The sequence below is a fragment of the Catenulispora sp. GP43 genome (assembly GCF_041260665.1).
In the GTDB taxonomy this organism is placed as follows: Bacteria; Actinomycetota; Actinomycetes; order Streptomycetales; family Catenulisporaceae; genus Catenulispora.
Genome location: NZ_JBGCCT010000007.1, coordinates 1 through 22201, shown reverse-complemented (window position 1 = coordinate 22201; position 22201 = coordinate 1). Strand labels below are relative to the sequence as shown.

18 protein-coding genes are annotated in these 22201 nt (G+C 70.2%); 2 read left to right on the top strand and 16 right to left on the bottom strand.

Annotated elements, in window-relative coordinates; all coding sequences use genetic code 11:
* Positions 1-591: 591 nt before the first annotated feature.
* The 4 genes from ABH926_RS15950 to ABH926_RS15935 all read right to left on the bottom strand — a co-directional run bounded on the left by ABH926_RS15950 (position 592) and on the right by ABH926_RS15935 (position 5428).
* Positions 592-1335, bottom strand: coding sequence for an IPT/TIG domain-containing protein (locus tag ABH926_RS15950; protein WP_370366361.1), 744 nt, complete (start codon positions 1333-1335; stop codon positions 592-594).
* Between the two features lie 834 nt (positions 1336-2169).
* Positions 2170-2346 carry a hypothetical protein gene (locus tag ABH926_RS15945; protein WP_370366360.1) on the bottom strand — a complete coding sequence of 59 codons (177 nt, stop codon included), beginning with the start codon at positions 2344-2346 and terminating at the stop codon, positions 2170-2172.
* 1111 nt (positions 2347-3457) lie between these two features.
* A complete protein-coding gene (locus ABH926_RS15940; protein WP_370366358.1) occupies positions 3458-4129 on the bottom strand; it encodes a hypothetical protein in 672 nt (223 codons plus the stop codon).
* Positions 4130-4282: 153 nt separating this feature from the next.
* Positions 4283-5428 (bottom strand): transposase, encoded by a 1146-nt coding sequence (locus tag ABH926_RS15935; protein WP_370366357.1) that lies wholly within the window; start codon positions 5426-5428, stop codon positions 4283-4285.
* A 143-nt stretch (positions 5429-5571) separates the two neighbouring features.
* Between ABH926_RS15935 and ABH926_RS15930 the strand changes: the two genes are divergently transcribed.
* Complete coding sequence (locus ABH926_RS15930) at positions 5572-5748, top strand: integrase (RefSeq protein ID WP_370366356.1); 177 nt, start codon at positions 5572-5574, stop codon at positions 5746-5748.
* Between the two features lie 457 nt (positions 5749-6205).
* Here ABH926_RS15930 and ABH926_RS15925 read toward each other — a convergent pair whose 3' ends face one another.
* The 12 genes from ABH926_RS15925 to ABH926_RS15870 all read right to left on the bottom strand — a co-directional run bounded on the left by ABH926_RS15925 (position 6206) and on the right by ABH926_RS15870 (position 20639).
* Entirely contained in the window at positions 6206-6346 is a 141-nt protein-coding gene (locus ABH926_RS15925) for a hypothetical protein (protein ID WP_370366355.1), read from the bottom strand.
* Between the two features lie 402 nt (positions 6347-6748).
* Positions 6749-8308: a histidine ammonia-lyase gene (gene hutH / locus ABH926_RS15920; protein ID WP_370366354.1), complete on the bottom strand. Its 1560-nt coding sequence runs from the start codon at positions 8306-8308 to the stop codon at positions 6749-6751.
* A 41-nt stretch (positions 8309-8349) separates the two neighbouring features.
* Complete coding sequence (locus ABH926_RS15915; protein ID WP_370366353.1) at positions 8350-9618, bottom strand: acetyl-CoA carboxylase biotin carboxylase subunit family protein; 1269 nt, start codon at positions 9616-9618, stop codon at positions 8350-8352.
* Positions 9619-9669: 51 nt separating this feature from the next.
* Positions 9670-10596, bottom strand: a complete 927-nt coding sequence (locus tag ABH926_RS15910; RefSeq protein WP_370366352.1) for a class I SAM-dependent methyltransferase — start codon at positions 10594-10596, stop codon at positions 9670-9672.
* Entirely contained in the window at positions 10593-12050 is a 1458-nt protein-coding gene (locus ABH926_RS15905) for a hypothetical protein (RefSeq protein WP_370366351.1), read from the bottom strand. Before ABH926_RS15905 ends, ABH926_RS15910 begins: the two co-directional genes overlap by 4 nt.
* A gap of 71 nt (positions 12051-12121) precedes the next feature.
* Positions 12122-13099 carry an aldo/keto reductase gene (locus tag ABH926_RS15900; protein WP_370366350.1) on the bottom strand — a complete coding sequence of 326 codons (978 nt, stop codon included), beginning with the start codon at positions 13097-13099 and terminating at the stop codon, positions 12122-12124.
* A 16-nt stretch (positions 13100-13115) separates the two neighbouring features.
* On the bottom strand, positions 13116-13769 hold the full coding sequence (locus ABH926_RS15895) for a hypothetical protein (RefSeq protein ID WP_370366349.1): 654 nt from the start codon (positions 13767-13769) through the stop codon (positions 13116-13118).
* 1 nt (position 13770) lies between these two features.
* Entirely contained in the window at positions 13771-14490 is a 720-nt protein-coding gene (locus ABH926_RS15890; RefSeq protein WP_370366348.1) for a hypothetical protein, read from the bottom strand.
* Complete coding sequence (locus ABH926_RS15885) at positions 14487-15374, bottom strand: phytanoyl-CoA dioxygenase family protein (RefSeq protein WP_370366346.1); 888 nt, start codon at positions 15372-15374, stop codon at positions 14487-14489. Before ABH926_RS15885 ends, ABH926_RS15890 begins: the two co-directional genes overlap by 4 nt.
* A 38-nt stretch (positions 15375-15412) precedes the next feature.
* Positions 15413-19153: an ABC transporter ATP-binding protein gene (locus ABH926_RS15880; RefSeq protein WP_370366345.1), complete on the bottom strand. Its 3741-nt coding sequence runs from the start codon at positions 19151-19153 to the stop codon at positions 15413-15415.
* Positions 19150-20166 carry an aminotransferase class I/II-fold pyridoxal phosphate-dependent enzyme gene (locus ABH926_RS15875; protein ID WP_370366344.1) on the bottom strand — a complete coding sequence of 339 codons (1017 nt, stop codon included), beginning with the start codon at positions 20164-20166 and terminating at the stop codon, positions 19150-19152. The genes ABH926_RS15880 and ABH926_RS15875 overlap by 4 nt, the downstream gene beginning before the upstream one ends.
* Entirely contained in the window at positions 20163-20639 is a 477-nt protein-coding gene (locus ABH926_RS15870; protein WP_370366343.1) for a hypothetical protein, read from the bottom strand. Before ABH926_RS15870 ends, ABH926_RS15875 begins: the two co-directional genes overlap by 4 nt.
* Positions 20640-20854: 215 nt before the next feature.
* On the opposite strand from ABH926_RS15870, the gene ABH926_RS15865 reads away from it, so the two are divergent.
* The gene (locus ABH926_RS15865; protein ID WP_370366342.1) at positions 20855-22066 is read left to right on the top strand and encodes an acetyl-CoA carboxylase biotin carboxylase subunit family protein; all 1212 of its coding nucleotides are present in this window, start codon (positions 20855-20857) and stop codon (positions 22064-22066) included.
* Positions 22067-22201: the final 135 nt, after the last annotated feature.

Sequence of the window (22201 nt, the reverse complement as noted above, 5' to 3'; positions counted from 1 at the left end):
TGTGGACGTTGCTCAGCGGCGCACCATGCGGCAACCCGATCACACCGCTGCGGCCATGAGGCCGCCCGGCCGTCTGCCTGCTGCGCGAGACCCGAACGCTCAACTGCCGGTTCCTTCGGCCGCGCAGCCACCACCGATGCGTGTCGCCACTGACTAAGACCTCTCGACGTTTTCGAGTTTCCTTGATTCTTCGTGCACCGGCGCCTGCGCGACATCACATAAACAGGTGAGAGACGTGGCAGCTCGTCACTCTGGAATCTGGTCCATGAAGATCGCTCAATCGAGTGTCATGCCGAACCGTAGTGGCCCGACTCCGACGGTCGGCGAATAGTGCCACTCGTCGCGTCCGGCAGCCTCTGGATCAGCTTCGGTGGTGATTGCCATAGTTGCTCCTCTGAAGGCACCTGAGAACCTGTCGCCTGTCCTACACCAAAACCGGGTTCTGGCAAGATCTTCGTAAACAGTGGAGCCCGGAGGTGCGATGCTCCGGGCTACCCGGCAACAGCCCTGCGGGGCGGAGGCGATTCGGCCTCCGCCCCGCAGGGGTACGTGGGCCGCGACCCGTTGGACTACCGGACTACGGCGCGCACATCAGATGCCGGGGCCGGCCACGTAGGTGAAGCCGCCGGTGAGTGTGGCGGATCCGCCTGCGGTGCCGACCACGATGTCGGCCGCCCCGGCGGTCCCGGGCGGGGTGACGACGACCAGTTCGGTGTCGTTGACGCCCGAGAACGACGCGACGGCGCCACCGATGGTGACCGACGTGGTGGTGGTCAGGTTGGTGCCGGCGAGCGTCGTTGCGGTGCCACCCGTGGTCGGACCAGAACCGGGGGTGGCGGAGGTGACGGTGGGGGCGTCGACGTACGTGTAGGTCAGGCCGTTGCTGGCGCCGCCGGCGGTGGTGACGGTGAAGCCGACAGTTCCGGCCGCGGCGCCGGCGGGCACCGTGATGCTGATCTCGCTGTCGGATATCACGGTCGGTGTCGCGCTGTTGGCGCCGAAGGTCACGCTGGATGCGGTGGCCAGACCGGCGCCGGACAGGGTGACGGTGTTGCCGCCGGCAGTCGGCCCGGAGACCCCGCTGAGGGAAGCCTTGAACGGTGCCCCCACGTAGAAGTACGCCAGCGGGTTGCTGGTCCCTCCTCCGGTGGTCACGGTCACGCCCACCTCACCGGCCCCGGACGGGGCGGTGACGGTGACCGAGGTGGGCGTGTTGGCGGTGATGGTGCCGGACTTGGTACCGAACTTCACAGCGGTCGCGCCACTGAGGTTGGTGCCGGTGATGGTGACGGTGTTCCCGCCGCCCGTGGGTCCCTGGTTCGGAGAGATGGGCATGCGATTGCTCCTGGTGCTCTGGATGGTTGAGATCGGGTGCGGGCGATGTGTGCTGCCCCTGGTTGTGCTCGCCGGAGGCTGGCAGGGCCCTGCCGGTTTCCGGGTACCTGGACGTGTCCTCGGTCAAGTGCCGCAGGCGGCGCAGATCGGGGTGTTCAGGTGATGGCGATATCGCGCGATGACAGTCCCGCCGGCTCTGCATCCCCTGTTGCGCGGACAGGGAGTCAGATGGTCGGTACGGCATCGAATTCTGCGTTAAGGATGGAGACCCCGTAGAGCCGGGAGCATGTGAATCGTTCACATGACACCCCCGAAACGCAGTGCGAGTCACTCGTAGCAGTCGGCTCCGAATACCGGCTGATATATGGCTCCTCTGTGCGAATACCCGATACAACACTATTGAGGCTGAAACGCTACGTTTCGCTGGGTTTCGCTACAGTGGCGTTGAGGTTGCGTGCGCAGCATTTTCGGACTGCGCGGTGTCCGGACAGAGGTCGCCTGGGCGTGAGGGCTGGCGTCGCGCGGGAGGCTGCCTCCTGTCGAATATTTCATCTGTAAAGGTCAGCAGCAGGTGCGGACTTGGTTTTGGAGGCTGTCGACACGGCATCGAAGCTCGTGCTGTGGTCCTGGCGAACTCTCGGGCATGATGGCCGGTTGCGCTGCTGCGTTTGACCTATCTGGCCGTGACCAACGCCTTCGCGGCGCTGCGGCTGCTGCCAACGAACGACCGGGACAAGGATGCGGAGATCTTGCCCCTGCGCCATCAGCTCGCGGTCCTGCAGCGGCAACTCGGTCCAGTCCGGGCCAGGTTTACCCCCGGGGACCGGGCCTTCCTTATCGCGCTCCTGCAACCATCACGGCGATCACGGTGTTGGCGATCGTGTAGTGCGGCGGGTGCGCCCTGTGGACCGTGGAGTGCCGCCCGAACTCGGTCGGCATCGGATCGTTCTCCGGGTCGAAATCCTTCAACGCCAGCAGCGCCGGCGTGTAGGTTCCGCGTTTCGGTGTCACACGCCAACCTCGTGAGCTGCGACATCTTGCGTGTCCGCGGCCCATGTCACTGTGATCAATCCGCGATCCGTGCCATTTCCCGGGTGGCGCGGGTCTTGGACGGCTCGTAGCAGGCAGTACGTAAAGCTCCTGAGGGTGCCGACAACCTGAGCTGGGATGATGTCGGTTCGTGGGGTTAAAAGCTGGTGTACCTGGTCGCGAGCCGGTTGTTCGCCTGGATGCGTCTGTCCGTGAGTGATTCGACGGCCAGGGACGTCGAGATCCTGATGTTGCGGCATCAGCTGTCGGTCGCGCAGCGTCGGGATCGCCGGCTTGCGCGGAAGCTCACCTGGGCGGACCGGGCGTGGCTGGCGTTGCTGGCCGGGCTGCTCCCGGCCTCCCGGCTGTCGCGGATCCGGCTGATCGCTACCCCTGGCACGGTGTTGGGCTGGCACCGGGACCTGTTGCGGCGCCGCTGGGCGCGACGTTCGCGGCGAGGGCCGGGACGTCCGCCGACACACCGAAACATCAAGGCCCTGGTGTTACGGCTGGCCAGAGATAATTCCGAGTGGGGCTACCGGCGGATCCACGGCGAGCTGGCTGGCCTCGGCATCCGCGTCGCGCCGTCGACGGTGTGGGAGATGCTGAAGGCTGCGGGCGTTGATCCGGCCCCGTCTCGTGATACCGGCCCGACCTGGGCATCCTTCCTGCGTTCCCAGGCCGAGGCGATCCTGGCGTGCGACTTCGTGGTGGTTGACCTGCTCGACGGGTCGAAGGCATATGTCCTGGCGGTGATCGAGCACGCCACCCGGCGGATACGCGTTCTGGGTGCCACCTTGCACCCCACCTCCGACTGGGTGGTGCAGCAAGCCCGGAACGCGGTGATGGATCTGGAGGACGCCGGGTTGCAGGCGAAGTTCCTGCTCCACGACCGGGACGCGTCCTTCGGCGCGCTGTTCGACGCGGTGTTCAACGCCGCCGGCATCGGGGTCATCCGGACTGGGGTCCGGGCACCGCGCCAGAACTCGATTATGGAGCGGTGGTTCCGAAGCCTTCGCGTGGAGCTCACCGACCGCACCCTCATCTGGAACCTGCCCCACCTGATGCGGGCTCTTGGAACTTGGCCGTGCGTTCAGGTGCGTGGTGTGAGATGGGCGGCGAAGTGTCTCGCGACGTCGTCGGCTACTGCCTCGGCGTCGCGGGAGCCGTCGATCTCCAGGACATGCACGCCGTGTTCCCGTGCCGCGCGTACGGCGTGTTCGGCGAGTAGCCGGTCGCGCGCGACGCGGTTCGCCTGGGCGAGCGTAGGGTCGCCCACCTCGACGTTCAACGCGCTGGCGCGTGGCAGAGTGCGGATCTGGTGTTGCCGGAACTCCTCGGTCGGCACCATGACGATCATGCGGTCGGGTGTGTCGAGCATGGGTGCGAGCACGTCGGGGCGCAGGCCGAAGCCCTCGGCCAGCACCGGATGCGGGCTCACGAGCGCGCGCAGGTCGTCGAATACGAATTCGATTCGATCGTCGAAGATGGCAAGGCACTCCTCGGCCAGGGCGCCCGGCGTCGAGCCCACCCAATCAGGGCCGGGATATTCGCCGTAGGGCGAACCGGCGCGGGCTCGGCGCGCGGCTCGGCGCTCCAGGTGGCCTCGAGCGTCGTGGTAGTCGTAGTGGTATGCCGTCAGGCCGTGTCGGGCGGCGAGGATGTTGGAGACGGTGGACTTGCCGGCCCACTGCGCTCCGCCGATCCACAGTGCGGCGTGCAGGGTGCCGAAGGGGTCCCATTCGAAATCCGCGGAATCAGTCACGGCTGGGAGTATGCCCAGGTCGACCACGGGTCGGAAGTCTCGATAGCTTGGAGGAATATCACAGTCCGAATAGGGAACCGGGTGTAGCGGTCGCGCGTATTACCAAGACAGGGCAGCAGCGATCGATGGCGGCTCATGGAACTTGACTCGCTGTCAGCTCTCTGAGCGTCGTCTGGGTTGGGCATGGCGGCCACCGGTTCGGGTCGTGAGGTGTCCGGGGGCACGTCGGGTGGTGGCGGCGCGGGCGCGTAGGCGCTGGTTGACGGGGTTTCGGTAGCCGAAGGCGCAACGGGCGTCGGTCTTGATCACGCGGTTGGCGCCCTCGGATCCTGCGTTCGTCACGCCCGTGGTGATCGCGGCGAGGATCTCCGGCCACCAGGTCGAGACCGTGCCCGCAAGCCGCTGCATCTCCGGCAGGCCGCTGGTCGCGGCGTTCTCGTAGAATCGGATCAGCAGGGCGCTGATCTGCGTCCGGTCCCGGTGCGCGCCGTGCAGCGTGAGCAGGTCCATCAGGTCTTCCTTCGCGTTCCAGGCCTTCAGGATCGGTGCGCCGATCTTCGCCGGCAGCGCCTGGAGGTCGTCGATCATCGGATCCAGGTGCTCGGCGTGCATCCTGGCCCCGGAACAAGTAAGCCTGTTCCTCAACTCCCACTCGCGGTTGCCCTTGCGTCCCCGGCGTCCGCGCTGCTGGACGGTAACGCGGCGGCGCACCTCCGTCAGCGCCGTATTCACCAGTTGCGCGACGTGGAACCGGTCGACCACCAGCGTCGCGTGCGGCAGGCTGGTGCGGATCGCGGCCTTGAACACGGTGCACATGTCGATCGCCACGACCTGAACCCCTGCACGCCATTGCGGGCTTTGCGCCTCGAGCCACGCCGAGACCGCCGCGTTCGCGATGAGCCAGGACACCTCGTGATCGCGGGCGGCCTGGATCACCGTGCGGCCTCGATCGGCCACCTCCGCCCCGATCGAGGCGCGAAGCCGTCCGGTCAGCCGTGCACGGGGCGGGATTTGCGGGACCGACTCGGTGAACGTCCGGCGCGGACAGGCGCTGTTGCCACAGCGCCAGCGCCGCTTGGTCCAGGTTAGTGTGCTCGCCCGACCGGCCACCGGCAGATCCCTCGGCCGGGTGCGCACCCACGAATACGGATGCTGCGACCGCTGCCCGCACCCTGGGTCGCACCGCCCCTGGCCAGCGGCAGTCACCAGCGCTATCACCGGATTGCGCTCCGGGTCGAGCTCGACACCGGCGACCTCCACGCCGTCCAGTCCTAGTAGCAGTGTCGTATCGTTGACCAAGCCCGTGGCTCCCTCGCGATCACTCTTGTCTCAGCAACTCGAATGATCACAGAGCGCCACGGGCGCTTCGTTTCCAGCAAAACTCTGATTCACGACCAGCAGACGCGCTACACCCCAAGCACGGGCAAGCTCGAAGAGCCCTGATGCGCCTGCTCCGCGAGTACGAGCAGCACTACAACACGCACCGCCCGCACCGCGCACTCCGCCATGCCGCACCACAGCAGCCGCTGCCGGACAACGTGATCGACCTCGACACGCTACGTGTCCGGCGACGAGATCGAGCCGGAGGCGTGATCCACGAATACGAGCAGGTCGCATAGGTCTTCGGCATTCTCAGCCTGCTGCCCGCGCAACCACCGGGCGAGCAGTTGCTCATAGGGCAGCCACGCGGCCGGCTATTTCAGCTTCCTTACGTACCTCGGCAGCCCTGAGCGTAGCCGCCCAACGATAGGTAATATGAGAATTTCTCAGAAGGCTCGGGTGAATTGTCGTCTCTATTCTTCAGCCACCCCAGCTGCCACTAAGCCATATGGTGGAACCGGTTGGCGTTTCTCGCCTGAAAGCGACTTCGTCCGTGGTTTGCTCTGACACGTACCGCACCGACCATCACCCAATCGGGCTACTGGGGTTATCCTCAGACAGGGGAGGAACACAAGGATTCGCGGCTGTTCGCAGGCGCGAAAAGGCGGCGCCCCGAGCCTCTCACAGCTCTTGAACGGGACGCCGCCGGTGGTGGTCCTCGGCCGCCGTCAGGTGGCCGAGGACCCGACCGCCGAGTCAGACCATCATCACCAGGAGGGTGATGACGGTCGCGACGGAGCCGAGGATGATGAACATCCGCGTCGTCCGCTCGCTCGGGAAGTCGGGGTTCTGCCACCACCGCACGCGGTGCTCGCGAGCCGGCATGATTTCGCGCACGGGTGGTGCCGCCTTTCTTCAGTTGTGATTATTGGATCCACCTGGGCCTTCGACCGGATCGCCGACACCCGTAGGGCACTGTAGCCAACGCCACGGGCTTCTCGAGGCATTAAGGCACTGCGTCACCCAGTGGGGGGGCTATTTGACTCAGCACTCTATTGCCGGTAATGTAATCCCCTTTTCGGATGGCGTGGACCAGGGCAGATGTCGTCTTCGAACACGTCGCCGGACCGGGTAATATCAATACTCGGAGCCAGGCCCGCCGTACTATTCCGATGAATACAGAGCCGTTATATCTATAACCTGGCACGCCGAATCGGTGAAGTCGCCAAGGCCTCGGATCTGCCCGAGGTCGACCCGGAAAAGCTGAGGATGCTGCCACGTGCCACGTGCCGTCAGCCTTCAGCGCAAAGCCCCGACCGACTCCTCGACAGCATCCAGCACAGCACCCGAACGCACAGCCGCCTCCGCCGCGCGCAGCTCCGGCGACAGGTACCGGTCGGCGCCCGGGCCGCCCACGCCGGCGGCCCTCAGGGCCGTGACGGCTGCGGCGGTGGCCGGGGCGGGCTTGAGGGGGCTGCGCAGGTCGAGGGCGCGGGCGGCGGTCAGCATTTCGATGCTCAGGATGCCGGTCAGGTTGTTCAGTGCGGTGCGCAGTTTGCGGGCTGCGGACCAGCCCATCGACACGTGGTCCTCCTGCATCGCGGAGGTGGGGATCGAGTCCACGCTGGCCGGGGTGGCCAGGCGCTTGGTGTCCGCGAGGAGGGCCGCTTGGGTGTACTGGGCGATCATGAGGCCTGAGTCGAGGCCGGGTTCGGCGGCCAGGAAGGGGGGCAGGCCTTGGGAGCGGGCGGGGTCGAGTATGCGGTCGGTGCGGCGTTCGGCGATCGAGCCTGTCTCGGCGGCGGCGATGGCCAGGAAGTCCAGGACGAATGCCAGTGGGGCGCCGTGGAAGTTGCCGTTGGACTCGATCCGGTCCTGGGCCACGAGGACGACCGGGTTGTCGATGGCGGAGGCGAGTTCGCGCTCGGCGACCGTCAGGGCGTGGGCCAGCGTGTCCCGGGCGGCGCCGGCCACCTGGGGTGCGCAGCGGAGCGAGTACGCGTCCTGGACCTGCTCGCGGTCCGCTCCCGCCTGCGGCGTGGTGATGCCGGAGCCGGCCAGGAGCAGGGCCAGGTTCGCGGCGGACGCGGCCTGGCCGGGGTGCGGCCGCAGCGCGTGCAGCTGCGGGTCGAAGACGCGGCCGGTGCCGCGCAGTGCCTCGATGCTCATCGCGGCCGCTATGTCGGCGTTCTTGAGGAGCCGGCCGAAGTCGGCGGTGGCCAGGATCAGCATCCCCAGCATGCCGTCGGTGCCGTTGATCAGTGCCAAGCCCTCCTTCGGTTCGAGGTCGAGGGGACGGATGCCGTGCGCGGCAAGGACCGGGCCGCTGTCCGTCAGGTGCCCGTCGGGGCCGATCACCTCGCCCTCGCCCAGCAGCACCAGGGCGACGTGGGCGAGCGGGGACAGGTCCCCCGAGCAGCCCAGCGATCCGTGCTCGCGCACGGCCGGGACGATTCCCGCGTTGAGCAGGGCGGCCAGGGTCTCGGCGACGATCGGCCGCACCCCGGTGCAGCCTGTCGTCAGGGTCCTGAGTCGCAGCAGCATCAGTGCCCGGACGACCTCGGCCTCGACCGGCGGGCCCATCCCGGCGGCGTGCGAGCGGACGAGCGCGTGCTGCAGCCGGCCGCGAAGCTCCGGGGCGATGTACTCGCTGCCCAGCGCCCCGAAGCCGGTGGACACCCCGTAGGTCGCGGTGCCGGACCCGGCCAGCTTGTCCACGACGGCCCGGCCCCGCCCGAGCGCCACGAGCGCGTCCGGGGACACTTCGACCCGCGCCCCGGCGCGCGCCACCGCGATCACGTCCGCGGGGGTCAGCCCTGCGGCGCCGAGGATGACTGGTGTCGGCACGACGGGATTCACGACGGGATTCTCCGTTTCTCTGATGACCGGCGGCGCGCCGTTCAACGGCGGCCGGAATCCGGCTGGACGTCGCCGCCCGGCACCCCGTTGATGCGCACGACGGCGTCGTTCGCCGCGCGCAGGACCGCCGCGCAGGCCGCGTGGTCTTCGCCCCGCGCCAGGACGATCCCGATTCCCGTCGTCGAGCTCGTCCGCATGTCGGGCATGGGCGCGCCGGGCACGACGGACATCTCCACGGCGGCCACCCCGGGGACCTCCAGGACGTCCTCGGGCCGGACGTGGTTCGTCGAGCCCGCGACGGTCTGCAGATACGCCCACCCGAACACGTCGTCGCTGACCTCGCCGACCTCGACGCGGTCGCCGGTCACCGCCCCCACCGCCGCGGCCGCCAGGTCCACGCCGATCCCCGCCTTGACCGCTCTGCGCACCCATCCGCCGCCGGGCCGGGCCGCGAGCTCCCCCGCGACGAAGCTCCCCGGTTCGCCGAACACCTCGAAGTGAAACGCCCCGTTGTCCAGACCCAGCGCCCTGGATGCCTCGGTCGCGAGCGCCGCGGCCTCCTTGTACAGGTCCGGCTCCGCAGCCGGGTGGAACGAGGCGCTGGCCGTGGGACTGCCGTTCCTCGTCTCGATCAGCGGTGTGAGATACCGGGACACCAGGACGGCGTCCTCGTCCACCCGGCCGTCTCGGACGAACCCGTCGAAGTGCCACTCCTCCCCCTCGTTGCGTTCCTCGACCAGGAGCCGGCCGCCGGACGGGCGCTCCCCCTCGATCTCGCGCACCGCCGTCACCAGGCCGGCCTCGTCCGCCGCGGCCCGCACCCCGACGGTGCCCGCGGACGCGATCGGCTTCACGATGAACGGAGCCCTCAACCCCTGTGCGCGCACCACCGCGACGGCCTCTTCCGCACGCGCCGCCCCGGCCGGGACCACGACCCACTTCGCCGTCGCCAGCCCGGCCTGACGCCACGCGGTCTTCTGCAGCGCCTTGTCCCGGCAGCGCAGGGCGACCTTCGGGTTCAGGGCGCGGGCCCCGAGCACGGCGCCGAGCAGCGCCGCCGGGACGACCGCGAACTCCTTCAGGGTGACGACCGCCTCGACGCCTCGCGCTCTGGCACCGATCTCCTCGAGGGCGGCGAGCAGTCCGTCGACGTCCGTGTACGACTCGACCTGGTGTACCTGTGCCGACTTCTCCCGCACCGCGCTCACGCGGTCCCGCTCCGCCGGCTCGAACAGCACCGTGACCTCGTGGCCGCGGGCGACGAGCGGTTCAAGGGCTTCGGCGTGAACCCCCAGCATGACGACCCGCATCGCAGTTCTCCCCTCCGGTTCAATCCGACGTGCCGCCTCGATCAGCCCCGATCAGCCCCGATCAGCCCCCGGAACCGTGCCGACACCGAGCAGCGCGGCGGCGGGAAGCGCGAGCAAGCCGTCTTCGCGTTCGAACACGGCTGCCAGGCGGGTGAAGCGGCGCTCTGCCTCAGCCCGGACCTCCGGCGTCTGGCTGGTGTGGAAGTAGCCCGCTCCGGCCACCCCGGACACCGGCCCGGACCACCACACGTCGCGTTCCACGACCAGCGTCCAGGCGACCGCGCGGCACTCGACGCCGTCCAGACCGGAGTCCCTCATCAGGGTCGCCAGGCCGGCCTCGGTGTGTTCGAAGTCGTGGCGCGTCGGGCGTCCGCGCCGGGCCGGGGGCCGGACCGCCCCGGCGCCTTTCAGGGCGAGTCCGAACAGCGCGGTGGCCATCGGCGGGACGGCGCTCCACGCGGTCACGGCGATCCGGCCGCCGGGCTTGGTGACGCGCGCGAGTTCGGTGAGGGCCGCGCCGGGGGCCCCGACGTGGTCGAGCAGGAAGTTGGCCGCGCACGCGTCGAAACGGCTGTCGCCGAAGGGCAGGTCGGGGATGGCCGCGACGAGCACTCCGGCGTCCGGGGCCGCGGTCCGGGCCAGGGCGGCCATGGTCGGGTCGGCGTCGAAGGCGGTGGCCGTGGCGCCGCGGGCCAGGCACGCGGCGGCCAGGGTGCCCGGGCCGGTGCCGGCGTCCAGGATCCGCAGGCCGGGTCCGGCGCCGATCGCGTCCAGGACGTCGGGGACGGGACCGGCGCACAGCAGGGCGAAGGTCCTGGCGTAGTCCTCGGCCTGCCGGGCCCAGGTGCGGCGCTGCTCGGCGTCGAAGGCCGCGGCTGGGTTGTCCCCCGGGGCGGGGCCGTCCGCCCGAGCCGGGTCGTCCGCCGGGGCCGGGTTGTGCGCCGGAGCCGGGCCGTCCGCCGCAGCCAGGCCGGTCACGCGGGCCGTCCGTCCGGTGTCAGCGCGACCGGTTTCACGTCCGGGTGGTCGCGGCGCAGCCTGTCGAAGTCCGGGTATCCGGCCAGCCGGTGGAGCAGGGCGACGGCCGCGTCGGCCGACGGTCCCGAGCGCGCGCCCATCGCCACTTTGAACAGGCCTTTGCGACTGCCCTGCGGGAAGATCGTCTCCCAGCGGTGCGCCCGGAACCCGAAGCTGGCCCCCCATGCCATCGGCAGCCCCCGGCCGGCGACCTCGGCGCCGATCAGGCCCAAGAGGAAGGCGTGGTTGTCCCTGGTGTCCTCGGCCAGCTGGAACATGACGAACGGCGCGTCGCGCAGGGCCCCGGCCGGGGCCAGGCTCGGGTGTCCGACCCGGGCGAAGATCCCGTCCAGACCGGCGGTCGCCGCGGCGAGGCGGCGGTTGTTGCCGAAGACGCGGCCCGCGTGGCGCCGGGTCCACTCCGGGTCGAACACGAAGCCGTGGTCGAGCACCGCCATGGCGTCCATGGACAGCGCCGTGCCGGTGACCGACCGGGTCACGCGGAGGAACTGCCCGTACAGCCGGGCGTCGGGGACCCCGGTCTCGGGGTCCGCGTCGCGGCTGTAGATCGAGGCGACGCCGGCGTTCGCCAACTCCAGGCCCTGCTGGTCGAGTTTGAGCGCCGACCGCAGTTCCACGACCAGGGTCGGGCCGTCGCCGCCGACGGCCCGCAGGAACTCGGCCGTCGGCCAGGAGCACGACGAGAGCGTCGTGTCCAGGACGATGACCCGGGGCCGGTCCTCGGCGCCGGTCCGCCAGGCGCGGGTGAAGCCGTCGACGTCCATCGGCGTCAGGTCCCAGTCGTAGCGCACCGGCTCGAGGTACAGCACGTCCAGGCCGCCGGCCGCGACCGCCTGGACCGGGTCGGACAGCCGTTCGAGCCGGAACGCCTCGGTTTTGGTGAGGCCGAACAGGATGTCGGTCTCGTAGTAGCTCGCCCACACCCCGACGCGCAGCGGCGCCGCGGCCGAGGGTCGCACGATACTGCGATACCCCTGGAGCGCGCAGGAGATCGCCGCCATGCCGCTGTTGAAGATCACGTGGTCGGCGTGCCAGCCGGGCGGTGCCGGGGTCGCGGCGGCGAGACGGTCCTCGAGCCCGACCGCGGTGGCGCCCCGTTCGTAGATGAAGCCGACGCCGCCGCCGGAGGGCAGCGGCCGGTCCGCACCGAACTCCGGCGAGCGGAAGTGCGGGTCGGCGTAGCGGTGGCCGCGGTCGATCAGGGCGCCCCGCAGCGCGAGGGACAACCGGTCCAACTCGCGTTCGGCGGCCACCGAGCCGAGGTCGGGCCGGGCGGCGACGGCCCGCGCCGCGTCCGCGATCCGCCGGAACTCCGGCTCGTCGCAGGCGCCGAGCGCGAGATCGCGCAGGCTCTCGGCCTCCTCGCGGCAGCCCTGGGCCGGGTCGGCGGCCACGAGGTGAGGTCCTCGATGATCTCCCGCCGCTCCCGCCGCTCCTGCTCGCTCGGCTGGAACCGAATCGACCGTCACCGCGCCAGATCCTCGATCTCCCGCTGCTCCTGCTCGCTCGGCTGGTATCCGATGGCGTCGGCGTTCGCCCGCAGCTGGGCGGGCGAGCTCGCGCCGGGGATCACCATCGCGCACGCCGGCTGCGCGGCCAGCCAGCCGAGCGCGACCTCCAGCAGGCTGCGGCCGTGGGCGTCGGCCCACGTGCGCACCGCCTCCATCGCGCGCACCCGCGAGGGATCGATCAGATGCCGGGCCTTGGCGATCCGGCTGCCCGGCGGCGGTTCCTCACCCAGCCGGATCTTCCCGGTCAGCAGTCCCTGGGCCAGCGGGAAATAGGCGATGACCGAGAGTCCCTCGGCGTGGGCGACGCCGATCGGATCCGGCTCGCCGGACCGGTCCACCAGCGACCACGGGTACTGCGCGGACACGAACCCCTCGTGGCCGGCGGCGGCCGCGGCGTGCTGCGCGTCGCGGATCTGGCCGGCGGAGAAGTTGGAGTTCCCGAAGTGCCTGACCTTGCCTTCCTCCCGCAGTTCGGACAACGCCGACAGCGTCTGGCCGATCGGCGTCTCGGGGTCGGGGAAGTGGATCTGGTACAGGTCGATGTAGTCGGTCTGCAGGCGCCTGAGGGAGCTCTCCACAGCCCGGCGGATGTAGGCCCGGCTGCCCTTGGCCCCGGCCTCCGGCCCGAATCCCATGTCGTGCCGCGGCGCGCCGAACTTGGTCCCGATGACCACCTGGGAACGCTCGACGCGCTCGGCGCGCAGCGTACGGCCCAGCAGTGTCTCCGAGGTGCCTTCGTCGCCTGCGTCGCGGCGGCTGGAGAAGTGCTTGCCGTAGCAGTCCGCGGTGTCGAAGTAGGTGACGCCGCACTCCAGCGCGGCGGCCACGACAGAGCGGGTCCCCTCCTCGTCCACCGACCGGCCGAAGTTGCTGCAACCCAGCCCGAGGACCGACACCTCCAAGGTGGAGGAGCCCAGCTTCCGATAACGCATACGAATCCCCTCCGGCCTATCGCGCGATCCGGAAACCGGCCCGCAGACACACGACGCGCTCGCCGTCCACGACCGGGGTGTGGCCGTGCACGGTGAATCCCGGGTCCAGGACCAGGCACTCGCCGGGCTCCGTCCGGAAACGGCGCAGTCCGCTCGGCGTGGCGACGACGCTCGCGCTCGCCTCCTCCGGCGGGCGGCTGTCCACGCGGTCCAGGCATAGCAGGATGCTGATGTCCTCTTCGCTGCGCGGAACCAGCTGGAACTCCAAGCCTGGGCTCTCGCTGTCGAAGACGAGATAGGACGCGTTGACGTACCCTTGCGGCTCCGACGAGATCTCCAGGCCGTATTCCTTCGCCAGCATCTCTCGCAGAGCACTGCTATCGAGGAACGCCTGGCCCGCAGGTCCCGCATCCGTCGGATCCGCGGCGTCGCGGGCCTCTGTCGCGAGCGCCGCCAGCACCGCCGGATCGGCGAACTCCGGCCGGCACGCCGAGGGCACCGGAAGCAGCGAGTACCGTTCCAGCTGTTCGGCGATCACCGCCAGCAGGTTCGCCTTCTCTGTGCCGTCCTCCGGAAGCAGGCTGATATCGGTCAGGCTGCGCAGACTGCGGGTCCATCCGTCCGCGAACAGGCTCGCCGCCTCGCCGTCGAGCACTCCGGGATTCAGCACGTCACACCTCCGCGACGGCGTCGGCGAGCCGGAACCCGATCCGCAGGATGGTCACGTTCTCGCCCTCGGCGACCGGCGACCGGCCGTGCAGGGTGAACGCGCCGTCGAAGATGAGGGCCTGGCCCGGCTGGAAGTGGAACCGCTCGACCCCTGTCGGCGTGACCGCGTAGGTGGCGCTGGCCTCGTCGGCGTCCCGGTCGTCCAGGCGGTCGATGCACAGCAGGAGGCTGACATCGACGATGTGCCTGGCGTCCAGGTGCCATTGCAGGAACGAGCCCGGAGCGTCGTAGAAGATGTAGGAGGTGTAGCGCATCTCGCCGGGGACCCGGACCAGGCGCAGGCCGCACTCCTTCTCCACATACTCCACGACCCCCAGCCGGTCCAGGAGCATCTCGACCCTCTTGCTGACCGGCGAGTTCCGCTTCTGCTCCGCCTGGTAGGCCGACTGCTCGGCGATCCGCGCCGCGTTCGCCGCCAGCACCTCCATCACCGACTCCGACGCCCACTCCGGCGTGCGCAGGATCGGGACGGGGACCGACGAATACGGCGCGAGGTGCCCGGCCATCGCCCGCAGACACTCCGTCTCGGGGTCGTCCGGCGCCGGAAGCGCACGGATGTCGGCCATCGCCCGCGTGGCCCGGGTCCACGCGATCGCGAACAGCCGCGCGCGTTCGCCCTGCAGGAACCGCGGATCCAGCACGTCCGCCTCGGAGACGCTCATCCGCGCACCACCGTGCCGCGCGGCGTCACGATCGGCATCGCGGGATCGACGCGCAGATCCGGGTCGCCAGACCACTCGCCCACGTCGTCGCCCGACGCGCCGGCGCGCGCGATCGGCTTGCCGTCCTCGGTCGCCATGGCCGGGAACAGCTGGTCCATCGCGATCGGTGAAGTCGGGTTCTGGAACCGGCCGTCGATCGAGATCCGGGCCAGGGCCGGTGCGTCAGGAGCGGTCCCGTGGACCGTCAGGCTGTGGAAGACCACCACATCGCCCAGCGCGAGCCGGGGCTCGACCATCCGGTCCCGGTCGACCTGCGCCACCGCGCCCTTGCCGGCGGCCTTGTCGTCCACGGCGAGCGTACCGTCCCGGTGCGATCCCTCGACCAGCACGACACCGCCCTCGGTGCAGTCGTGCAGCGGGACCCACACTGTATATACGTCGGGGTCGCCGTGGACGAACCAATAGTCCTGATGCATCGGCTGCGCACCGGCGTCCCGGCCGGCCGCATTGGTCCGGATCCACCTGCGCGGATGCAGGAACGGCTCCTCGGTGTCCAGGACGATCCGTAGAAACCCCAGCAGCCGCGGCGACCGGAACACGCCCGCGTACTGCGGGCACTCATAGGCCTCCCGCCGCATCCGCAACAGGACCTGCGACGACATCTGCTCGCGAAGCCGCGTCCACGTCAGCTCAGCCGCTGCGGCTGCGGCGCCCGCGCCCGCGTCCGCGTCCGGATCCATTCGCGCGCACAACTGCCGCCGGAACTCGTCGATGGACTCCGGAGGCACGGCATTGCGCGCCACCACCAACCCGTCTCGGCGCAGACTGTCCGCCGCGGCGTGCAATTCGGTCTCGGTGGCGACGGCCAGATCAGTCTCAAACACAACAGTCCCCCTCTGCTAGCACGACAGTCCCCCGACTGCTAGGCGGTCGCGATGCTCCCGGAGTGTTCAGGCGACCGGAGCCACGGATCGTCAGCCCCCTGCACGGGCGAGCCCTCCGAACCCGTGGAAGCCTCATACATCAAGCGATACGGGCCGTCAGCCCCCATCAACTCCTCATGCGCGCCGACCTGCACGATCCGGCCCGCCTCCACGACGACGATCCGATCGGCACGCGCCGCCGTGGCCAGCCGGTGGGCCACGATCACCGTGGTCTGACGGCGCGTCACCGCCGCCAGACCGGCGGCCACCGCCGCCTCGCTGACCAGGTCCAGCGACGCGGTCGCCTCGTCCAGCAGGAGCACGTCCGGGGCCGCGACGTAGGCCCGCGCCAGGGCGACGAGCTGGCGCTGGCCGGCGGACAGGTTCCCGCCGCCGGAGGCCACGGGGTGCCGGTACCCGCCGGCCAGCGAGGAGATCATGGCGTGCGCGCCGACGGCCTCGGCGGCCTGCTGCACCTGCTCGTCCGTGATCTCCGGGCGGCAGAAGGCGATGCTGTCGCGCACCGTGCCGGCGAACAGGAACGGCTCCTGGGCCACGGCGACCAGCCTGCTCCGGAAGGATCCGAGGTCGTACTCGCGCGCGTCGCGTCCGTTGACGCGGATCGTCCCGCTGGAGGGCTCGTAGTACCTGGCGATCAGCTTGACCAGCGAGGACTTGCCCGCGCCCGATGCTCCGACCAGCGCGATCGTCTCGCCGTCGGCGATGGCCAGGTCGATGTCGGCCAGCGCCAGCCGGTCCTGCCCCGGATAGCTGAACGAGACGCCCTCCGCGACGACCTCGCCGAAGTGCTCCGAGGCGGGCAGGCCCGCGGGGCGGACCGGTCCGGCGGCGATGATCAGCTCACTGAGTTTGCGCAGGCCGACCCGCGACTTCTGGTACGTGCCGATCGCGATGGCCAGCTGCTGGGTCGGCGCGTAGAGCAGGTCGAGGTAGATCAGGAAGGCGATGACGCCGCCGACGGTCAGCCCCGCGTGGTGCACCCGGCCCTGGCTGAGCCACAGGACCGCGACCGCACAACCGTCGAACACGAGCACGATGAACGGGAAGTACAGGGCACCCAACCACTGCGCGGTCGACTGCGAGTGGCGGTAAGCCTCACTGAGCTTTGCGAAACGGTCGCTGCGCTGCTGGACGCGGTGGAAGGCCTGCGTGACCCGCGCGCCCCGCACACTCTCGTGCAGATCGGCGTTGACCTCCGCGGCCTTGTTCCGCGCATCTGAGTAGACGCGCGCCGCCGCACGCCGGTAGAGCCGGGTAGCCACGGCCAGCACCGGAACAGCGACGAACAGCGGGATGCTCAGCACCGGCGAGATGACGGCCGCGGCGGTGAACACGCCCACCACAGTCAGGGCACTGACGATGGACGGCGCGACACCGGTCTGGGCATAGGTCGCCACCGCGTCCAGGTCCATCGTCATCCGGGTCAGGATGCGGCCGGTGCCCTCACGTTCGTGGAAGTCCAGACCCAGCCGCTGCACATGCGCGAACGTCGAACACCTGAGACGGAACAGCAGCCGCTCGGCCAGACGGCCGGCGACCCGCGCGGTGCCGATGTCGGTCAACCACCCGAGCACCGCGGCGACCAGCGCGACACCGGCGAACACCATCAGCGTCCCGACCCGGTCGGCGGCCACCCCGTGATCGAGCCCGTTGCGCACCAGCAGCGGGAATGCCAGCGCCGCCAAGGCGTCGACGACGATGATGCCGACCAGCAGAGCCATCCGCCAACGGAACGGCGCGAGCATGCCGCGCATCCGCAACGGCGACGTCAGACCGGCCGCGTCCGGATCCTCGTCGCTGAGCGCCGGACCGTCCAGGGCCTGCGGCAACTCGGCGACTCGCCGGGCCATGTCCGCCAGGGCAGCGGCGCGCTCGGGCTTCTTCGCGGCCGGCGCGGCGACCGGCGCGCGCTCCCACGGCGAGGCGTCCTCCTGCCCGGCGAGCATCATCACCTCGCCGGCCTCGATGCCCTCGGCGTCGCCGCCGGGCCCGGAGATCAGCAGCCGGTAGAGCGCACAGCGGGCGAGCAGGTCCTCGTGGACGCCGACGTCCACGACGCGGCCCTCGTCGATGACCGCGATCCGGTCGGCCAGGCGCAGCGTCGAGCGGCGGTGCGCGATCAGCAGCGTGGTCCGTCCGCCGCTGGCCACCGACAGCGCTTCGTGGATCTCGTCCTCGGTCGCGGCGTCGACGGCCGACGTGGCGTCGTCCAGCACCAGGATGTCCGGCGCCTTGATGATCGCCCGGGCGATCGCGATCCGCTGGCGCTGGCCGCCGGACAGGGCCAGGCCGCCCTCGCCGACGAGGGTGTCGTACCCCTCGGGCAGCGCCGAGGCGAAACCGTCGACGCCGGCCGCCTTCGCGGCGGCCAGCACCTCCTCGTCGGTGGCGTCGGTACGGCCGAAGGCGATGTTGGCCCGGACCGTGTCGGAGAACAGCATGCTCTCCTCGGGGACGAACCCGATCGCCGCCCTGAGCGAGTCGAACGTCAGCTCCCTGACATCTCGGCCCCGGACCCGGACCCCGCCGCCCTGCACCTCGAACAACCGCAGCAACAGCAAAGCGGCCGTCGACTTCCCGGACCCCACTTTGCCGACCAGCGCCACGGTCTCGCCGGCGGCGACACTGAGCGAGAACCCGTCCAGGACCGGCCGAGCCGGGGTGTAGGAGAAATCGACGTCCGCGAACTCGATCTCGGCGCCGGCGGACTCCGCGGCCCCCACGGCGGGAAGCTCCGAGGCAGTCGGGCTCTGGACCACGTCGGGCTGCAGATCCAGGAGATCGAAGATCCGGTGCATCGCCGCACGCGCCTGCGGCCCGTTCACCGCCAACTGCGCCAACACCGACACCGGCGAGGAGACCTGCGCGAGGTACGTGAAGAAGGCCAGCAGCGTGCCCAGGCTGATCTGGCCGTGCACAGCCAGCCATCCGCCGACCGCCAGCACCGCGATCTGGCCCACGGCGGGCAGGGCGCTGAGCGCCGGGGTGACCTGGCTGTTCATCCGCACGGTACGCATCCGCGTCGCGAACAGACGACGGGCCGCGGAATCGAACCGCCCCGACGAGCGGCCGTCCTGCCCCAGGCCCTTGATGACCCGCACGCCGGCCACGTACTCGTCGACGACGCCCGCGAGCTCGCCGGCGGCCTGCTGCGCCTCCCAGGTCGCGGGGTAGATCCTGCGGCGCGCGGTGCCGCCGGCCACCAGGAAGACGGCGATGACGACCAGCACCACCAGGCTCAGCAGCGGCGAGAGCAGCACACAGGCGACCATGGTCCCGACGAGCAGGATGACGCAGCCCGCCGTCCGGGGCATCAGCGCGAGCTGCTGCTGAACCAGCGTCAGATCGGAGGTGGCGCGGCTGAACGCCTGTCCGAGGACCACCTCGTCGTGCTTGCCGCCGTCGGTGCGCAGGAGTTTGCGGTGCATCTCGGTGCGCATCGAGTACTGAGCGCCCAGCGAGAACCGGCCGCCGTGGTAGACCCGCAGGAACGAGGCACCGTAATTGATCGGGGCGGCCAGCGCCAGCGCCACCAGCCACGGGACGACCGAGCCGCCGGACGTCAGCCCGTTGACCGTCGCCCGTTCGAACAGCGGGACGACGAGCGACAGGGCCACCGCCGTCAGCGCGCCGGCGGTGCCGATCAGGACACTGCGTTTGTACTGCCAGCAGTATCCGGCGAGCCGTCGGATCCAGTCATCGCCATTTCTGGTGCTCACGTCTCTCCTCGCAGCGCGTTCAGCGTCTGCTCGTTCACGGTGAGGCGGACCAGGTCCGAGTCCGGGAAGACCTTCGCCGCCGCCGCATCGATGATCCGGTTCGCCTCCGCATCCCGCTCGGACACGGGAAGGCTGAAGGTCACGAAATTGCCGGCCGGGGCCAGCACCCGCGCCGCGGGCAAGCGCTCGGCGGCCAGACGCGCCACCTCGACACGCCAGTCACGCACCGAGGCCGCGATCGATCCACGCGTCGCGGCCCACTCCTGATCGAACAGGACGTCGAGCACCGCGAGCTGGAAGTAGTCCAGCGCGTACGGCTCCGACAGCGACTTGAAGCCCGACATCCGCGACGGATCGCCGACCAGCAGCCCCAGCCGCGCCCCGGCCAGTCCGAACACCTTCGACAAGCTCAGGCAGGCGGTCGGCCGCGGGCCGTCGGACAGCTCGGCCAGGCGGGGCAGCAGCGGCTCGTCCTCGAACAGGTCATAGGTGAGGTCGATAATGCAGCCCCGGTCGCCGTCGGCGCAGGCCGCCTTCACCACGTCCGGTTCCACGACGTGGCCGGTGGGATTGTTCGGCGAGCACATGACGAGGGTCGCCGCCCCGCGCGCGCCGGCCGCCGCAGCCGCCGTACTGTTCACGGCGGCGAGCTCGTCGCCGACGTCGTAGTAGGAGAACGGGATCCGCAGGCCGGCGGCGATGACCCGGAAGCCGAACCAGCTCGGGCTCGGGAAGAGAAGGGTCCGCTCCTCGAGCGCCTCGCGCAGGAACGCGATGCGCAGCGCTTCGCTGCACCCCCGCGTCGGGAAGACCGCCTCGGCTGCCACGCGGAGCCGGTCGGCGGCCTTGGCGACGATCGCCCGCTGGTTCCTGGACGGATAGCGCCGCCAAGAGCTCGCCGACAACCGTTCCAGCACCGCGTCCTTGAAGGCCTCGGGGAGATCGAAGGGTGCTTCAGTGAGATCCACTCCCGGCGGCGGCTGTTCGGGAGGGATCGCGGCGGCACGGGTCATCGGCTGCTCGCGGATCCCAAGGCGCCGATGTGGTTGATCTGGTCGAGGGTGATCCCGCGCGCGGTCATGAGGAACTCGCAGAAGGACCAGTACTGGGCGCGCTCGGCGGTGAAGGGGCCGAACCTGCCGACGTACTCCGGGATCCACCCCAGGAACTCGTCGACGATCTCCTCCTGGCTCCGCATCTGCGTGTACTCGCGGAAGCTCAGACTGCGGTGGTGGATGAACCTGCGGCCCGGCAGCGCCTCGCAGAGCGCGGCGTAGTCGGGCGTCTGGAGGATGAGCTCGTGCCACACCTCGTCGCCCGGGCCGGTGAGCGGGATGAACCCGCCGGGGCGCTCGGACATGATCAGCAGGTACTTGAGGCACTCCTCGATCTGGATGTCGAGGTCGTGCGGATCGCGGTCGGCGAGGTTCTCGCGAACCGCCTGGACGTAGTGGGCAGGAAGATAGTCCGAAATCGTGACGTCCACGCGTCGCTCCTCGCGCTGCTGGGTTCCCCGTGAACCCGACCGATGGGGACCTTCGCCGGCCATGCGCACCGATGACGTCCCGTTGTCAGTACCCTGCAACAACTCCTGGGTACGCTATCCGGGGCGTGGCGGCTTGTAAAGGGTTCTGATTCACTCCGGGCGGCCGGTAGCGTGTGATCGACTCGCCGTTCCGGGACCGACAGGAGCTGGGGACATTGCCGCGCAAACACGTCGTGCTGTTGAGCCACGTGGGATACGAGAGCTACTTCGACGAGCGCGGAGAGCTGATCTTCGATCCGGAGCGTTTCGACATCACCTTCGTCGGCGGTCCCGAGCACCTCCGGCGGATCCCGCCCGGGCAGGTGCTGCGCAAGCTGGCGGCGGACGTCCGCGACGAGGAGTCGATCCTGGCGCTGATCCCCGACCTGGCCGCCGGACCGCGGATCGACGCAGTCGCCGCGCACTCCGAGCGGATGATGGTGCCGGCCGCCCGGATCCGCGACACGTTCGGCGTCCCCGGCTTCACCGAGGCCCAGATGACGATCCTGCGTGACAAAGTCCTGATGAAGGAACACTTCGCGGCGCAGGGCATCAGGGTCCCGGACCACATCGGGATCCGGCAGCCTGCCGACGCCCGCGGCCTGCTGGCGAAGTACGGGTCCATCGTCCTGAAGCCGGTCGGCGCCTCCGGTTCCGAGGGCATCGAGATCGTCCACAGTGCGCGCGACCTGGACGAGCTGCAGGCACGCGGCCTGCCGGTGCCCGGACGCTACGAAGCCGAGGAGTTCGTCGAGGGCCGCCAGTTCCACGTCGACAGCCTGGTCCGCGACGGCGTCCCGGTCACCGCCGTGGCCTCGCACTACCTCGACCGGCAGTTCGCCTGGGGCGGGCAGATCAGGTCGGCCACGGTCGACCCCGGGCCGGAGCGCGAGGCGCTGCTCGCGTTCAACCGGCGGGTGCTGGCCGCCATGAGCTGGTTCAGCGGCGTCACCCACCTGGAGGTCTTCCTGGACCGCGACGGCGACGCCGTCCTGTGCGAGATAGCCGGCCGGCCCGGCGGCGGCGGGATCATCCGGTCGCTGCGCCACAGCCACGGCGTCTATCTGCCCTTCGCGTCGATCCTGCCCCAGATCGGCCTGGAGGTGCCCGAGTGCCGGCCGGTGCAGCCGGCGGAGCGCGGGGCGACCGGGTGGTCGATCCTCTTCCCGCCCTCGGCCGGCCGGTTCGCCGCGTTCGGCGCGCCGCCGGACGACGACTGGGTCGTGGACGTCAGGATCCTGCGACGGGTCGGGGACGTGATGGAGAAGCTGGCGACGACGGCGGGCGGCATGGCGGTGGCGATCGTCTGCGGGCCCGACTCGGCCACCGTGATCGACCGGCTGAACGCCGTCGGGCGTCAGGTCACCGCGACGATGGCGGACGTGTGAGGCCGAAAAGGCGCCGGGCGGGGGGGGGGGCCCCCCCCCCCCGCGGCCCCCCCCCCCGGGCCCCCCCCCCCGCGCCGGAGCACCCCCCCCCCCCCCGCCCCCCCGCACAACAACGCGGCCGCCCCCCCCCAGCCC

What these genes read in the sequence shown, in the direction of transcription:
- ABH926_RS15950 (WP_370366361.1), bottom strand. Translation starts at nt 1,335, where the DNA reads ATGCCCATCTCTCCGAACCAGGGACCCACGGGCGGCGGGAACACCGTC.
- ABH926_RS15930 (WP_370366356.1), top strand. Translation starts at nt 5,572, where the DNA reads ATGCGCCTGCTCCGCGAGTACGAGCAGCACTACAACACGCACCGCCCG.
- ABH926_RS15915 (WP_370366353.1), bottom strand. Translation starts at nt 9,618, where the DNA reads ATGCGGGTCGTCATGCTGGGGGTTCACGCCGAAGCCCTTGAACCGCTC.
- ABH926_RS15900 (WP_370366350.1), bottom strand. Translation starts at nt 13,099, where the DNA reads ATGCGTTATCGGAAGCTGGGCTCCTCCACCTTGGAGGTGTCGGTCCTC.
- ABH926_RS15890 (WP_370366348.1), bottom strand. Translation starts at nt 14,490, where the DNA reads ATGAGCGTCTCCGAGGCGGACGTGCTGGATCCGCGGTTCCTGCAGGGC.
- ABH926_RS15875 (WP_370366344.1), bottom strand. Translation starts at nt 20,166, where the DNA reads ATGACCCGTGCCGCCGCGATCCCTCCCGAACAGCCGCCGCCGGGAGTG.